Consider the following 15,509-nt stretch of genomic DNA (forward strand, 5'->3'; position numbering starts at 1 on the left):
ATCACATCAGGGGCCGGTTCCAGACCTCAGAGGACCTTGCTGAGGAAGGCGCGGGTGCGCGGGTTCTGCGGGTTGTCGAGCACCTCGGCGGGCGGCCCGGCCTCCACGATGACCCCGCCGTCCATGAACACCACCCGATCGGCCACCTCGCGGGCGAAGCCCACCTCGTGCGTGACGACGATCATGGTGAGGCCGTCGGTGGCCAGCCCCTTCATGGTGGCCAGCACCTCGCCCACCAGCTCGGGGTCCAGCGCGCTGGTCGGCTCGTCGAAGAGCATCAGTTTGGGCTGCATGGCCAGCGCGCGGGCGATGGCCACCCGCTGTTGCTGGCCGCCCGACAGCTGGCGGGGGTAGCTGTCCGTCTTGTCCGCCAGGCCGACCCGCTCCAGCAGGGCCAGAGCCCGCGTACGGGCCTTCGCGCGGGATTCGCCGCGCACCCCGACGGGCGCCTCCATGATGTTCTGCACCACGGTGAAGTGCGGGAACAGGTTGAACTGCTGGAAGACCATGCCGATCTCCCTGCGCTGGCGGGTGATGTCCCGATCGCCCAGGTGGTGCACCCGCCCGCCGTTGGCGCGGAAGCCGATCAGCTCGCCGTCGACGTGGATGGCGCCGCCGTCGATGGTCTCCAGGTGGTTGACGCACCGCAGGAACGTCGACTTGCCCGACCCGGAAGGACCGAGGATGACGACGACCTCACCCCGCTCGACGGTCAGGTCGATGCCTTTGAGCACCTCCAGGTGGCCGAAGCTCTTGCGTACGGCCCGGGCGTGCACCATGGGCGTGCTCATGATGGCGTCTCCTCGCGGGTCGGGGCCGGCGCCGGCTGCCGTCGCCGGAACATCAGGAAGCTCCAGAAGCTCTGGGGAGCGTTCCGCGTGGCGCCGCGCGCGTAGTGGCGCTCGATGAAGGACTGGCCCACGTACAGGATCGACGTGATCACCAGGTACCAGACGCAGGCCACGATGAGCAGCGGGATCGTCTGGAAGGTGCGGTTGTAGATCGCCTGCACGGTGTACAACAGGTCGGCGAGGGCGATGACGCTGACCAGCGAGGTGGCCTTCAGCATGCTGATGACCTGGCTGCCGGTCGGCGGCACGATGAACCGCATCGCCTGCGGCAGGATGATCCGGCGGAACGTCCGCCCCCGGCTCATGCCCAGCGCCGACGCGGCCTCGGTCTGGCCGGGGTCGACCGACATCAGGCCGCCTCGGATGATCTCCGCCATGTACGCCGCCTCGTTGAGCCCGAGCCCGAGGATGGCGGCCAGCAGCGGCGTGATCAGCTTGTTGGTGTCGGCCGTGAGGAATTCCGGGCCGAACGGGATGCCGAACGAGATCTGCGGCATCAGGGCGGACAGGTTGTACCAGAGCACGAGCTGCACCAGCACCGGCGTACCACGGAAGAACCAGACGTAGAGCCCGGAGACGATCCGCGCGATCGGGTTCTGGGAGAGCCGCCCCATCGCGACGATCACCCCCAGGATCACGCCGACGGCCATGGCGATCACCGTGAGGTAGAGCGTCGTGATGATGCCCGCCCCGATGACCTGCGCGTTGAAGTAGCGCGCGACCACGTCCCACTTGAAGTTGTGGTTGGTGATCAGCAGGTTCACCAGCTGGGCGGCGAGGATCAGCAGGATGATCGAGGCCACCCAGCGCAGCGGGTGCCGCGTCCGCGCCGCCCCCGCGACGTCCACTTCAGGGGGCGAGTGCCGCTCGGTGGCGGTCGTCACTGCTTCGCCGCCAGGTTCACGCCGGCCTGCTTGAGCATGTTGCCGCTGGTCCCCCACTTGGTCATGACCTTCTCGTACGTCCCGTCGTCGATCAGCTTCTGGATGCCGTCCTTGATCACGTCCCGCAGCGGCGAGTCCTTGGCCACGACGGCGCCCTGGTAGAGGGTGTCGAACCCGTTGGGCTTACCCGTGGCCGCCAGCTCAAGCTCTCCGCCCGACTGCTTTACGAAGTAAGTCAGCGGCGCCTGCGAGGAGAAGAAGGCGTCGGCCCGGTTGGAGCGGACCGCGAGGATCGAGGTGGGCTGGTCCTTGTAGGACTGAACCTCGACCTTCTTCTTGCCGTCCTTGACACAGGTGTCGGACTGCGCCTTGATCACCTTCTCGGCCGATCCGCCGGCCATCACGGAGATCCGCAGCCCGCAGGTGTCGTCGATCGACTGGATCTTGTTCGGGTTGCCCTTCGGCACGGCGAAGACGACGAACTCCTGCACCCAGTCGACGAAGTCGTTGGAGGCCTGGCGGTCGGGGAAGTCCCCCACCGGCCCGAGGGCCAGGTCGTACCGGCCGGCCGCGATGCCGGTGAGCTGGCTGGGCAGCCCGTCCACGGTCACGTGCTCGATCTTGACGCCGAGCAGGCCGCCCAGTTCCTCGGACAGATCGGCCGCGACACCGGTCAGCGACTTGCCGTCGGTGCCGGCGATCTCGTAGGGCGGGAACGAGCCGTTGTTCACCGAGACCAGCTTGCCCGCGCTCTTCACCTTGTCGGGCAGGCGGTCGAACAGGGCCTGGTCCTTGGCGTGGCTGGCGGCGGCGGGCGCGGAGGGGGTGTCCCCGACGGCGCCCTGGCTCTCGGTCGGGTTGGCGCCGCATCCGGCCAGCAGCAGGGCGCCGGCCATGACGGCACCGGCGGCTTGGGTCTTACGCATTACGCTCCTTGGGCGATCGAGGTCGAGGGACCTGTCGAGGGGGTGGTGGGGAGGGGGTTGACGGTGAAACGCCGGTTGGCGAGGACCGGCAGGCTCTCGCGGGCCCGGTCGAGCTCCTCGGCCGAGGCTTCGGACCAGAGCAGACCGGGTGTGTCGCCGTTGAGCTGGGCTCGGGTGATGCCGAGCGGGTCGACGAACATGCTGTTGCCGATGTTGCGCCGGCCGCACTCGCCGGACGCGGCCACGTAGTAGGTGTTCTCCAGGGCGCGGGCGGTGACCATGACCTCCCAGTGCCACTCCTTGGCGGGGCCGCGCACCCAGGCGGCGGGCAGCGCGACCACCTGCGCGCCCTGGTCGGCCAGGAGCCGGGCCAGCTCGGGGAACCGGACGTCGTAGCAGGTCATCAGCCCGACCTTCCAGCCCGCGCAGTCGAAGACGACGGGGCTGTCCGAGCTGGCCACCACGTTGTTCGACTCGCGCCGGCCGAAGGCGTCGTACAGGTGCAGTTTGCGGTAGATGGTGATGATCTCGCCGTCGCGCAGCGCGACCAGCGTGTTGATCACCCGGCCGTCCTCGGCGGGCTGGTGCATGCCGACGATCACCGTGGTGGACGTCCCGCGGGTGCGCTCGGCCAGGCCGGTGACGAACGGCCCGTCGAGCGGCTGGGCCGCCTGCCGGATCCGTACCGGATCGTCGACGAACAGGGCCATCGCCCCTTCCGGGAGCACCAGCAGGTCCGCGTTCCCGGCGGCGGCCTCGTCGAAGAGGTCGCCGCAGGTCTTGAGGTTGGCCGCCCAGTCCTCTGATGAGGCGAACTGGCCGACCGCCACACGCAGGTTCTTCATGAGGGAAAGACCTCCTGGGGGTCGATGGGAGCGGGGGCGATCCCCTGGGCGTGCAGTTCCGCGCAGAAGGCCGCGGTCATGGCGGCGTTGGCGGCGGTGCCGTACGGCATCCAGTCCGCGCCGAAGACCTCCTGGGTCCGGCTCAGGTCGGCGAGCAGCCACGGGGTGGTGTCCGTCAGGAGCCGGCGCCGCGCCAGCCAGTGCCGCTTGGAGCGTTCGAAGAGCTCCTGTACGGCCTGCGGCAGGAAGGGGTGGCGCTCGACGACCTCGCGCTTGAGCGTCACCAGGTGGATGCCGGGGACGAAGCCGTTCTGGCGGTAGTAGTCGAGCTCGGCCGCCGGGTGGTCGGGCAAAAGGTGACGGAAGCGGCTCTCGGGGGTGAAGAAGCCCTCGGGCATGAACGGGGTCATGATCGCGTCGAGCGTTCCGGCGTCGAGCTGCTCGGCGAGCGAGCCGTCGGTCACGCTGACGTTGTCCGGCAGCTTCGCCGAGCCGACGCGGTCCTTGCCCGGCTCGGGCGCGTCCACGGCGCCGACCGTCCACTGGATCCCGGCGAGGTCGACTCCGGCCGCCCGCAGGAGCGCCCGCGTCCAGGTGTTGCCCGAGTCCGGCCAGCCGGTCAGGCCGATCCGGGCCCCCTTCAGCTCGGCGAACTCGCGCAGCTCGCTGTCACGCCGCACCAGCACACACCGCTGGCGGAAGCCGCGCATCACGAAGACGGGCAGTCCCACCAGCCGGTCGTCACCCTTGGCCCGGCCGAGAACGTACCTGCTGAAGGAGGTCTCCCCGCCGTCCAGCTCGGGCTCGCTCAGCACGTCCGGCGTGATCGACCGGGAATCGAGATCCAGGTCGAACGCCTCGGACGTCAGCGTCCCGGTCGCCACGGGCACGAGGTGATCCCAGTCCCGCAGACCAAGCCGAATGCCAGGTTTCGTCACAAAAACTCCCTTTAGTGATGTATTGGGCTGTACCTTATGTTCAGCGAAATCCGCTACACAAGTTGCTCTTTGTTCCTGAACAAAGCTTTGTCAGATGGGAGTTCTCGTGGAGGTCGATCCCGCCTGGCTGGGGCAGCAGGTTCGCGAACCGAGCGCGCGTGGCATCGCCACCTCTCTGATCGACCTGATCCGGCAGGGCACGCTGCGGCCCGGCGCGCGGCTGCCCACCGTGCGGAGTCTGGCCCGCGCGCTGGGCGTCAGCTCGAGCACGATCGCCGAAGCCTGGTCTGAGCTGCGCAAACACCGGATGATCGGTACGGAGGGCCGCCGGGGAACCGTGGTGCTCGGACCTCCTGGCGTGCCCCACCCGGCGCGCTACGAGCGGATCGGCCACTTCGGCAGCCGGCTGGCGATCGACCTCGCCATCGCGGCGCCGGACCGGGCGCTCCTCCCGCCTCTCGACGCCGCGCTCGCCACGGCCACCTCCGCCGAAGGCTTCAACGGCTACGTCCGCGAGACGATCACCCCGCGCCTGCGGGCCGCGGTCGAACCCACCTGGCCGTTCGCGGCTCAGAGCTGGCTGGCGCTCGGTGGCGGGTACGAGGGGGTCCAGCTGCTCTGCCAGACGACCGCCCTGCCCGGCGACCGCATCGCCATCGAGGAGCCCACCGCGGCCAGGCTGCTCGACATCCTGGAGATGATCGGCGTCGAGGTGGTCCCCGTCGCCTGCGACGAGGACGGACCCATCCCGGCCGCGCTCGCCGAAAGCCTGCGCTCCAGCCCGGTGGCGTTCGTCTACCAGCCGCGCGGTCACTCGCCGTGCGGTTACGCGGTGCCCGAGAGCCGCTCCGCCGAGCTGGCCCGGCTCCTCGCGCCCACGAACACCCTCATCGTCGAGGACGACGGGATCGGCGACCTGTCCACCGAGCCGCTGAGCAGCATCGGCACGCGGCTGCCCGACCGGACGGTGCTCGTGCGCTCGTACTCCAAGTCACACGGGCCCGACCTGCGCCTCGCGATCATCGGCGGGGCGGCGGAGGCTGTGGAGCGGGTGCGGGTGCTGCGTAGCTACGGCACCGGCTGGACCAGCAGGATCCTCCAGGACGCGCTGGCCCATCTGCTCACCGATCCGGGCACGCAGTCGATCGTGGAGCAGGCTCGGATCGCGTACGCCCGGCGCCGGGCGAGCCTGGTCACCGCGCTGTCGGCTCGGGGTGTGCACACCGGGGGGCGGGACAGTCTCGTGCTGTGGGTGCCGGTCCATGACGAGTCGGAGGCTCTGGTCACGCTGGCCGCCCACGGCATCTCGGCGGCGCCCGGCAGCCGGTATCGGATCCGGCCTGGTCGGCCGCATCTGCGGCTGGCCATTGCCGCGCTTACCGAGGAGCCTGCTGAGCTGGGCGAACTCGCCGATGTGATCGCCCTGGCCGCCAAGCGACCGGGGGCCGACCGTCATTAGGGCTGTGACGGTCCGTTGTGGCTGGGGTCCCTTGGAGGAATACCCCCTTCGGGGGTGCGGAAGAAGCCGGTCCGTCGGGGCTGAGGACCCTGGAGAGGGACCCCCTCCGGGGGAAACGAAGAGGGTCAGGTCGCGAAGGCGTCCAGGGCGGCCATGACCTGCTTGCGCATGGTGCCGCTGCCGGTGTGGCCCGAGTCGTCCACCACGACCAGCCGGGCGTCGGGCCAGCGTTGGGCCAGGTCCCAGGCGGTCTCCAAGGGTGAGCCCAGGTCGAAGCGGCCGTGGAGGAGGACGCCGGGGATGCCGGCCAGCTTGTGCGCCTCGCGCAGCAGGATGCCCTCCTCCAGCCAGGCGCCGTTGGAGAAGTAGTGGGCGCAAATCCGTACGAAGGCCAGCAGAGCCAGGGGCGGCCGGTCGCTGTAGGCGTTCGGCTTGCCGTTGACCTCCATGGAGATCACCGTGTCCTCCCAGGTCACCCACTCGTGGGCGGCCTTGGCGCGGACGACGGGGTCGGGGTCGGACATGAGCCGCGCGTAGGCGGCCAGTACGTCGCCGTCGCGGTCGGACTCCGGGACGCCCTCGCGGAAGCGCTGCCGCTGCTCGGGGAAGTAGCGGCCGACGCCGTTGTAGAGCCAGTCGATCTCGGAGCGGCGGGTCATCGTGACGCCGCAGATCACCAGCTCCGACACCCGAGTGGGGTGCGCCTCGGCGTAGGCGAGCATGAGCGTGGACCCCCACGAGCCGCCATAGAGCAGCCACCGGTCGACGCCGAGGTGCTCCCGCAGCCGTTCCATGTCGGCGATCAGGTGCGGGGTGGTGTTGGTGGACAGATCGGTGGCCGGGTCGCTGGCGTGCGGCAGGCTCCGGCCGCAGTTGCGCTGGTCGAACAGGATGATGCGGTAACGCTCCGGATCGAACCCGCGCCGCTGATTCTCCGAGCAGCCCGAACCAGGGCCGCCGTGGACGACGAGCGCGGGCTTGCCCTCGGGATTTCCGCAGACCTCCCAGTAGACGAGATGGCCGTCGCCGGTGTCGAGATGCCCATGGTCGTAGGGCTCGATCGGAGGATACATAGATCAACGGTACGGCCTGCGCCCGGTGGTGAGCGCAAGCCGTACCGTCTCGGCGGATCAGTACGAGAACGCCTGGAATTCGGCGGCTCGGGCCTGGTCGCGCGCCGGGCTGGCCGTGGCGCAGTCCGTCGAGGAGTTGGGATCGTTGTCCTGTTCACCGGCGTAGAGCGGGTTGCCGGTGCACTGGGTGGTGAGCGTACGGAGCATCAGGTGGGTGGCGGTGGTGGCGGGAACGGTGAACGACTTGATGAGCAGGTTCGCGCCACGGGGACGGGGCAGCGTGGTCTTGAAGGCGTCCGCCGGGCTGGTGTAGATCTTCCGGAAATTGGCCGGGTTCGCGCAGTCCTTGGCGCAGGCGAGCACCTCGAAGGAGCGCAGGGCGGTGAACCGGTTCTGCGCGCCGGGGTCGGCCGGGTCGTTGATGTTGGGTCTGAGCATCGCGCTGACCTGGACTCGGCGGATCTTGACCGGGCTGTCGCCCGCCAGGTCCACCGTGACCGACTTGCCGGCCGGCGCCCCGGTGAGTGAGGCCCAGTTCGTGGCCTCGGTCTCGTCGATCAGCTTGGCCTGGTTGACGCCGTCGCCCGAGGCCACCGCGCCGGCCGTGGCCGAGGCGAGGTTACGCGACAGCGGCAGGGGAAGCGGCAGCTTCGCGCCACCCACCACCGGGAACTTCAGCCGCGTGTGCCCGAACCCGTTGCCCGCCACCACGAAGTCGTAGACGCCGGGCGTCATCTCCACGGTGTCACCGAGCGGCGTCGCGGGGTCGGTGTCGGCGACCGGGACCACCCGTCCCTCGTAGTCGCCCACGTACAGGCGCAGCGCCGCGCCCTTCGCCTCGCCCAGCGGCTTGAGCTGCAGCGAGCCGTTCTTGCCTGCCGGGTTGACGAAGCTCGGCGTGGGGTCGGGGTCGTTCGGGCCGACGCTGGCCGCCGTCGCGCCCAGGCCGTGCTCGGCGAACGCGCGCCACATGATGTCCTGGTCCGCGCCGTCGAAGCGCATCGCGTCGGCCGCGAGCAGCGCGTCCCGGTGATCGACGTAGCTGACCGCGCCCGAGGCCATCAGCAGCAGGGCGTCGAGGGAGAGCTGCGCCCAGCGCCGGTTGCCCGGGCACTTGTCCAGCGGCGTCTTGCCGTCCGCGCAGGCTCGCTGCTGCTTGGCGGTGCCCTTGCCATATCGCTTGACGAAGGCGTCGCGCACGTCGAACTGCGTGGCCGACCAGATCTCGCCGTCCGCGTGGACCTGCTGGCCGACGAGGTCGTAGGCGATGTCGCTGTAGTTGAGCGGCGACTTGGACATGTCGTAGTTCCGGATGCCCCGTTCGCGGTCGCCGGTGACGTAGCCGCCCGTGACGTACGGGGTCAGGCCGGAGGGCCGGAAGCCGTACTCGAACAGGTACTCCATCGCCATCAGGTCGGAGGTGCTCTCGTTCATCGCGCCGGCCTGCGCGCCGCTCCAGCCGGCGTTCGGGCCGCCGATCATGCGGCCGGAGATGGCGTGGGTGTTCTCGTGGCCGATGACCGACATGTCGTAGTCGCCGTCCACGCACGGGGAGTAGAACGAGCCCGCGATCGGCTGCCACAGATACATGTTCGTGATCGGCGCCACCCCGTCGGGCCCGGTGATCTGGTTGGCGTTGTCGCGCACGGTCAGATCGCGGGCGCCCGCCTGGGCGTTGCCCTGCTCGGGGTCGTTGCCGAGCCCGCCACGGTCACCGTTGTCCACCTGCATGTTCCACGCCGTCTCGGTGAAGCCGAGCCGGTAGGACCAGTCGTGCATGCGGTTGTGCATGGCGTTCAGGTTGGCGATGGCGGCCTCTAGGTCGTTCTCACCGTTCTGGTCGAAGACCGCCGGGTCGCACTTCGCCTCGTGCCACTGGTTCCGCCACGGGTAGGCGTAGTTCCGGCTCGGCGTGAGCACGTTGCTGCGGGTGCCGACCGAGAACGGATCGGGGTTCGCCCGGTTCTCGACGGTCTTCGCCGCGTTGCCGACGCTGGTGGTGGTGGAGGTGTTCGTGGCGTGGTCGACGTCCCACGCCTTGCCGGTCGGCGGGTCGCCGCCGGTCACGTAGTCGCAGCCGGAGGCCGCCGCGAAGCACCAGGTCTGGCGGGTGTCGGTGGAGGAGTAGTCGTCCGGCGGGTTCGACGGGAAGGCCGACCAGGTCGGGTTGTCCGGGTCGAAGTGCTCGACCAGGTTCTCCCGGACGAGGATCGCGCCGCTGACCGCGTCCACGTGCGTGGTGTATCCGGCCGCCTCGCCCTGACCGCCGATCAGGACGACCTGGTACGCGCTGTGCACCCCGTCGGGCGCCGGCACGGCCACCGCGCTGACCTGCTTGGTCACGGCCGTGGCCAGGTCGATGCCGTCGTCCCTGGCCGCGATCTCCATGGCCCGCTGCGCGGTGATCGTGGCGGCCGGGGGCGCCGCCGTGTCACGCGACAGCGAGGAGGTCACGTGCCTGATCTTGCCGCCGGCCACGCCGATCGCGACCAGGCCGTCCACGCCGGCCGGCAGACCGCCGAAGCGCTGGCGCAGCAGTACGGCATGGCCCGCGCCGATCGGGTTGACCGCGACCTTCTCCAGGGCGTCGACCGACGCGGCGGACAGGCCGAAGATCCGCTCGTTGTTCTTGAGGTAGGCGCGCGCGGCCTGCTCCGGGTCGGCGCCCAGCCCTTCGGCCAGCGGCTCGGCGCTGGTGATGGCGGCGGGGGTGCCCAGAACGTTCCAGCGGATCTCGGCCGCCGGTCCCGCGCTGCGGGCGTTGATCCCGACCGGCGGCGGGACTCTGCCTTGCCGGTTGTCCAGGTCGGGCTTGCCGGGCTCGCCCTCGTGAACGCCTTGGACTTGGGGAGCCGTCGCGCCCGGTTCACTCCGGGCGGCTCCGGTGAGGGGTAGAGAGGACGCCGTGATGGCGAGGACGACGACAGTGCTGCGTAACCAGGGCCTGCTCGACACCTTTTCCTCCTGCACATCCTTGTCCTGAACGTCTTTCTCCTGAACGTCCAGAGGCGCGGGAACTCGTGTCCCGCGCCTCCGCAAGAGTTAACACTGGTTTTATGCGCTGACAAGATCTTGTAAAGCCCGAAATATCGGCGTATGGGGGTCATAGGCGGGGGTCCGCGTCAGCGGTTTCCGAGCCGATATGCCCGGCAGGCCGTACCGCCGAAGACGTCCGCGCGCTCCCCCGCCGACAGCCCCGCGCACAGCTCCTCGGCCACCGACACGACCCGCTGGTAATCAGCCGCGAGCAGGCAGACCGGCCAGTCCGACCCGAACATCACCCGCTCCGGCCCGAACGCCGCCAGCACGGTCTCGGCGTAGGGCCGCAGGTCGGCTACCCGCCAGGACGTCCAGTCGGCTTCGGTGACCATCCCGGACAGCTTGCAGTACACGTTCGGGTGTGCGGCCAGCTCCCGGATCCGGCTCGCCCACGGTTCGAGTTCCCCCGAGGCGATGGGCGGCTTGGACAGGTGATCGAGCACGAACGTCAGCTCGGGCAGCGCGGCCACCGTCTCGATGGCCGCGGGCAGCTGGTGCGGCAGCGTGAGCAGGTCGTAGGCCAGACCCGCCGACGCCACGGCGGCCAGCCCACGGCGGACGTCGGGGCGGGTGAGCCAGCCGGGGTCGGGCTCGGCCTGCACGCCGTGGCGGATCGCCACCAGCCCGCCGGGCCGACCTGCCTGGCCTGCCCTGCCTGACCGCCCGCCGGGCAGGCCGGCCAGCGTCTCGGCGATGGCGGGCGCGGTAAGATCGACCCAGCCCACGACCCCCGCCACCAGCTCGGACGCCGCGGCCAAGGCCAGGAACTCCACGGTCTCCGCCAGGTCGGGCAGCACCTGCACCAGCACGGTCCCGCCCACTCCCGCCGCGGCCGCGTGCTCGGCGAGCCGGTCGAGGGTGAACGTGCGGCGGATCGGCGCCAGCTTCTCGGCATCGAGCCAGCTGTGGGCCCGGGCCCCGAGGTCCCAGACGTGGTGGTGCGCGTCTATCCGAGGCGCCTCTATGCGCGGCGCGTCCACCCCAGACGCAGGCGCGTCCATGCCGGTCATCGCGGCGGCTCGGTGGCGAGGACGAGGCGGAACCAGCTCTCGGTCGTGCTGACGTGCATCAGCGCCGCCGCCTGGGCCAGCGGGGCGTCCCGTGCGACCAGAGCGTCGTAGATCGCCTGGTGCTCGGCCAGCGTACGGTCCGCGCTGCCCGCCACCACGCTCCCGCGCCACACCCGCATCCGCGTCGTCCGGCCGGAGATGCCGTCGAGCAGCGTGCACAGCGTCTCGTTGCCGGTCGCGGCCACGACCGCGCGGTGGAAGGCGGCGTCGAAGTGGTTGAGCTTCTCCACGTCGCCGCTGACCTCCCGCATGGCCGCCAGCTGCTCTTCGATGACCGCCAGCTGGGCGTCGGACACCCGGGTGGCGGCCAGCGCCGTGGCGACCGGCTCGAACAGCCGCCGGGTCTCGATGACCTCCATGAGCGTGTCGTCACGCAGCAGCTCGATGGCGATCCCGAGCCCTTCGAGCAGGAGCGCCGGCTCCAGGCTGGTGACGTACGTGCCGTCGCCCCTGCGCACGTCGAGGACCCGCGCGACGACCAGCGCCTTGACGGCCTCGCGCAGCGGGTTGCGCGAGACGCCGAGCTGGGCGGCGAGCTGCGGTTCTGGCGGCAGCCGCGAGCCGGGCGGCAGGTCTCCGGACTGGATGAGCTGCCGGATCCGGGCGATGGCCTCGTCTGTCAGGGACATCTGATCCTCTCGTTCGCCAGCTGGAATCTAACAAACGTCCTATGTTCTGGCCAGCCCTATGCGCCGGACGTGGGGAACTAGACAGCGGACGATGATCGAGCGTACTAATACATCCCACGTCCGCCTTGGCCCATCCGCGTTAACCACCGCGCAACAACCTCCGCGAAAGCGAAACAAGAGGAGTATTGGTGACCCACGGCTACACACGCAGGGGCGTGCTCACGACCGGGCTGGGAGCCGCCGCCGGATCCCTGCTCACGAGCGGCATCGCCGCAGAACCCGCGCGGGCCGAGCCGTCCGCGCGGGACAACCCCCTCACTCTCTGGTACGGCAAGCCCGCCGCCGCCTGGCTGGAGGCGTTGCCGGTCGGCTGCGGGCGGCTCGGCGCCATGGTCTTCGGCGGCGTGGCGACCGAACGCCTCCAGCTCAACGAGGACAGCATCTGGGCCGGTGGCCCGCACAATTACGACAGCCCCGAGGCGCTGGCCGCCCTCCCGCAGATCAGGCAGCTGGTCTGGGAGGACAAGTGGCAGGCGGCACAGAACCTGGCCGACCAGAAGTTCCTCGGCCGGCCCAGCGAGCAGGCCCCGTACCAGGTGCTCGGCGACCTCACGCTGACGTTCCCGGGGTCGGCGGAGTTCACCGAATACCGCCGCGAGCTCGACCTGACCCGCGCCGTCACCACGGTCACCTACGTCCGCGACGGCGTCCGCCACACACGCGAGGTCTTCGCCAGCAATCCCGACCAGCTCATCGTCGTCCGTCACACGGCCGACAAACCGGGCGCGGTGTCGTTCCAGGCGGCCTTCTCCAGCGCGCAGAGCTCCACGACGGCCGCGGCCGGCCGGGCCACGATCGCGCTCGACGGGGTCAGCGGCGACACCCAGGGCATGAAGGGCGAGGTGCGCTTCCAGGCCCTGGCCAGGGCCGAGGCGAAGGGCGGCACGGTCCGCACCGACGGCGGCACGCTGGTGGTGGAGGGCGCCGACGAGGTCACGCTGCTGATCTCCATGGGCTCGAGCTACCGCAACTTCAAGGACGTCGGCGGCGACCCGGCCCAGGTGGCGGAGCGGCATCTGAAGCGGGCGAGCGGGCGGCCGTACGAGGTGCTGGCGCACCGGCACGTACGGGACTATCAGCGGTTGTTCGGGCGGGTGGCGATCGACCTGGGCACCTCGGAGGCCGTCGCGCTGCCGACCGACGAGCGCATCGCCCGCAAGCAGCTCGACACCGACCCGCAGCTGGCGGCGCTGTACTTCCAGTACGGCCGCTACCTGCTGATCTCCAGCTCCCGCTCCCCCGGCTACGCGGCCAATCTGCAGGGCATCTGGAACGACTCGCTCACCCCCGCGTGGGAGTCGAAGTACACCATCAACATCAACTGCGAGATGAACTACTGGCCGGCCGCGCCCGCCAACCTCACCGAGTGCATGGAGCCGCTGTTCGACCTGATCAAGGACCTGGCCGACTCGGGGGCCAAGACCGCCAAGACACAGTACGGCGCGGGCGGCTGGGTGGCCCACCACAACACCGACGGCTGGCGCGGCACCGCGCCCGTCGACTTCGCCTTCTACGGCGTGTGGCCGAGCGGCGGCGCGTGGCTCTGCCTGACGATGTGGGAGCACTACCTGTACACGGGCGACGAGCGGCGGCTGCGCGAGCACTTCCCGCTGATCAAGGGCTCGGTCCAGTTCTTCCTGGACACGCTGCAGACCGACCCCAGAACCGGCTACCTGGTGACCAACCCCTCGCACTCCCCCGAGGTCGGCCACCACGAGGACGGCGGCGAGAACGTCAGCATCTGCGCCGGTCCGACCATGGACATGCAGATCCTGCGTGACCTGTTCGGCGCCTTCGAGGAGGCCTCGACGATCCTGCGGCTGGAGGAGGGGATGCGGGAGCAGGTGAAGCAGGCCCGCTCCCGGCTGGTGCCCACCCAGGTGGGTCACCTCGGCCAGATCCAGGAGTGGCAGGAGGACTACCGGGGCGACGCCGCGTTGTCGCGCAGCCGGCACATCTCCCACCTGTGGGGCCTGTTCCCGAGCCACCAGATCGACCCGCGCCTGTCCCCCGAGCTGGCCACGGCCGCCCGCCGGACGCTGGAGCTGCGGGGGGAGGCGGGCGCGGGCTGGTCGCTGGCCTGGAAGATCAACTTCTGGGCGCGGCTGCTGGACGCGCCCGAGGCGTACAAGCGGCTGAGCAACCTGTTGCTGCCCGCCCGGACCGCGCCCAACATGTTCGACCTGCATCCGCCGTTCCAGATCGACGGCAACTTCGGCGGGACCTCGGGGATCACCGAGATGCTGCTGCAGAGCCACGGCGACCAGGTGCACCTGCTGCCCGCTCTGCCCTCGGTCTGGCCGGCCGGGTCGTTCCGCGGGCTGCGGGCCCGCGGCGGCTTCGAGATCGATCTGGAGTGGGCCGGCGGGGCCGTACTGCGCGGGAAGATCCGCTCGGATCTGGGACGGAAGCTCACGCTGCGCACCGCGAAAGACGTCACGGTGACCGAGCACGGCAGGCCGGTCAAGGCCGAACGGCCGGAGCCGGGGGTGATCGTCTTCGACACCCGGCGCGGCGGGGTCTACGAGGTGGCCGCGTCCGCCTGAGGCGGCTTCGTGCGGGGCGGGGTGCGGGACGCCTCGCCCCTGGCGTGGGCGGCGAACAGGCGGGCCGCCTCGTCCGGGTCGCCGGAGGCCAGCGCAGCCACCAGGTCGTCGTGGTGGCCCGCCATCGCGCCCCAGTCACCGCCGTAGAGCGGGTTGCCGACCACGTGCAGGCTCCACAGGTTGGACTCGATGGTCCGCCACAGGCGCAGCAGGAAGGAGTTGCCACAGGCGGCGCAGACGCGCCGGTGGAAGGCCAGGTCGGCGTCCCGGAAGGCGCCGATGTCGCCGTCGCCCGCCGCCCGCCGCATCGCCTGCACGTCGGCGGCCAGCTGCCGCAGCGTCTCGGGCCGGACGCGGGTGGCGGCCTCGCGGGCGGCGTACTCCTCCAGCAGCACCCGGATGTCGCGGACCTCGCGGGCCTGCTCGTCGGAGATCTCCGCGACGTAGCTGCCCCGGTTGGGATAGGAGATGACCAGGCCCTCGTGCGCCAGCCGCTTGATCGCCTCCCTGGCCGGGGCCTGGCTGGTGCCGACCCGGCGGGCGATCTCCGACTCCACCAGCCGCTGCCCCGCCACCAGCTCGCCGGCGACGATCCAGCCGCGCAGCAGCTCGTAGACCCGGTCGGACAGCAGTTCCCTGGGCACCTGCCGGGCCGCGGGCGGCGCGACCTGCTGCTCCTGCCAGATGCGCGCCACCGTGGACTGCGAGAGGCCGAGCTGCCTGGCCATCGTGCGCGTCGAAGGGACGGCCGGCCCGGTGGCCGCGGCCGCGATCACCCGTTCGGCCTCCCGCCGCTCCGCGGTGCGCGGGCGGCCAGGGCGCGGGGCGTCGGCCAGGCCGTCGAGGCCGCGTTCGACGAAGCGGTCGCGCCACTTGGCCACGGTCGCGGGGCTCACCGCCAGCCGCGCCGCGATCTCGTTGCGGGGCAGGCCCTCGGCGCAGGCGAGCACGATGCGACTGCGCAGGCTCAGGCTTTCACCGGCCCCCTCCGCCCACGCCCGCAGGGCGTCCAGCTCCTCCGCGCCCAGCACCAGCCGCTTGCCGTCCTCGCGTCCAGCCATCCGCCCATCCTAACGTATTTATGACTCAGGCAATCCGCTCGCAACCTATTTACGTGGCTCTTGACGAGCATATGTGACCTACGTATTAAATAATCGTTAATCGAGTGACGACCCATTAAAAGGCGTCT

At 70.4% G+C, this 15,509-nt stretch carries 12 protein-coding genes; 2 read left to right on the top strand and 10 right to left on the bottom strand.

Going from position 1 to position 15,509, the window contains the following annotated elements:
- Positions 1-26: 26 nt before the first annotated feature.
- Genes ACGFJ2_RS18425 through ACGFJ2_RS18445 form a run of 5 tightly spaced genes read right to left on the bottom strand, consistent with a single transcriptional unit; the run spans position 27 to position 4,444 of the window.
- Entirely contained in the window at positions 27-791 is a 765-nt protein-coding gene (locus tag ACGFJ2_RS18425) for an amino acid ABC transporter ATP-binding protein (protein WP_357948040.1), read from the bottom strand.
- Positions 788-1,735, bottom strand: a complete 948-nt coding sequence (locus ACGFJ2_RS18430) for an amino acid ABC transporter permease (RefSeq protein WP_357948037.1) — start codon at positions 1,733-1,735, stop codon at positions 788-790. The genes ACGFJ2_RS18425 and ACGFJ2_RS18430 overlap by 4 nt, the downstream gene beginning before the upstream one ends.
- Positions 1,732-2,661: an ABC transporter substrate-binding protein gene (locus tag ACGFJ2_RS18435; RefSeq protein WP_357948034.1), complete on the bottom strand. Its 930-nt coding sequence runs from the start codon at positions 2,659-2,661 to the stop codon at positions 1,732-1,734. Before ACGFJ2_RS18435 ends, ACGFJ2_RS18430 begins: the two co-directional genes overlap by 4 nt.
- Positions 2,661-3,506, bottom strand: coding sequence for a nitrilase-related carbon-nitrogen hydrolase (locus ACGFJ2_RS18440; protein WP_357948031.1), 846 nt, complete (start codon positions 3,504-3,506; stop codon positions 2,661-2,663). Before ACGFJ2_RS18440 ends, ACGFJ2_RS18435 begins: the two co-directional genes overlap by 1 nt.
- On the bottom strand, positions 3,503-4,444 hold the full coding sequence (locus ACGFJ2_RS18445; RefSeq protein ID WP_393469633.1) for a hypothetical protein: 942 nt from the start codon (positions 4,442-4,444) through the stop codon (positions 3,503-3,505). Before ACGFJ2_RS18445 ends, ACGFJ2_RS18440 begins: the two co-directional genes overlap by 4 nt.
- A 94-nt stretch (positions 4,445-4,538) precedes the next feature.
- Between ACGFJ2_RS18445 and ACGFJ2_RS18450 the strand changes: the two genes are divergently transcribed.
- Entirely contained in the window at positions 4,539-5,903 is a 1,365-nt protein-coding gene (locus tag ACGFJ2_RS18450) for a PLP-dependent aminotransferase family protein (RefSeq protein WP_393469636.1), read from the top strand.
- Between the two features lie 125 nt (positions 5,904-6,028).
- Here the strand turns inward: ACGFJ2_RS18450 and pip are convergent, their stop codons facing one another.
- From pip to ACGFJ2_RS18470, 4 genes are all read right to left on the bottom strand, one after another.
- A complete protein-coding gene (pip, locus tag ACGFJ2_RS18455; protein WP_393469639.1) occupies positions 6,029-6,976 on the bottom strand; it encodes a prolyl aminopeptidase in 948 nt (315 codons plus the stop codon).
- Positions 6,977-7,033: 57 nt separating this feature from the next.
- Positions 7,034-9,931, bottom strand: a complete 2,898-nt coding sequence (locus ACGFJ2_RS18460) for a M36 family metallopeptidase (RefSeq protein WP_393469642.1) — start codon at positions 9,929-9,931, stop codon at positions 7,034-7,036.
- Positions 9,932-10,098: 167 nt separating this feature from the next.
- The gene (locus ACGFJ2_RS18465) at positions 10,099-11,016 is read right to left on the bottom strand and encodes an amidohydrolase family protein (protein WP_393469645.1); all 918 of its coding nucleotides are present in this window, start codon (positions 11,014-11,016) and stop codon (positions 10,099-10,101) included.
- A 5-nt stretch (positions 11,017-11,021) separates the two neighbouring features.
- Entirely contained in the window at positions 11,022-11,714 is a 693-nt protein-coding gene (locus tag ACGFJ2_RS18470) for a FadR/GntR family transcriptional regulator (protein WP_393469647.1), read from the bottom strand.
- A 188-nt stretch (positions 11,715-11,902) separates the two neighbouring features.
- Here ACGFJ2_RS18470 and ACGFJ2_RS18475 point away from each other — a divergent pair, with 188 nt between their 5' ends.
- On the top strand, positions 11,903-14,320 hold the full coding sequence (locus ACGFJ2_RS18475; protein ID WP_393469650.1) for a glycoside hydrolase N-terminal domain-containing protein: 2,418 nt from the start codon (positions 11,903-11,905) through the stop codon (positions 14,318-14,320).
- Here the strand turns inward: ACGFJ2_RS18475 and ACGFJ2_RS18480 are convergent.
- On the bottom strand, positions 14,296-15,381 hold the full coding sequence (locus tag ACGFJ2_RS18480; RefSeq protein WP_393469653.1) for an FCD domain-containing protein: 1,086 nt from the start codon (positions 15,379-15,381) through the stop codon (positions 14,296-14,298). The two genes, ACGFJ2_RS18475 and ACGFJ2_RS18480, sit on opposite strands and share 25 nt — an antisense overlap.
- Between the last annotated feature and the right edge of the window lie 128 nt (positions 15,382-15,509).

The sequence above is a fragment of the Nonomuraea sp. NPDC049028 genome, from assembly GCF_043197735.1.
Taxonomy (GTDB): Bacteria; Actinomycetota; Actinomycetes; order Streptosporangiales; family Streptosporangiaceae; genus Nonomuraea.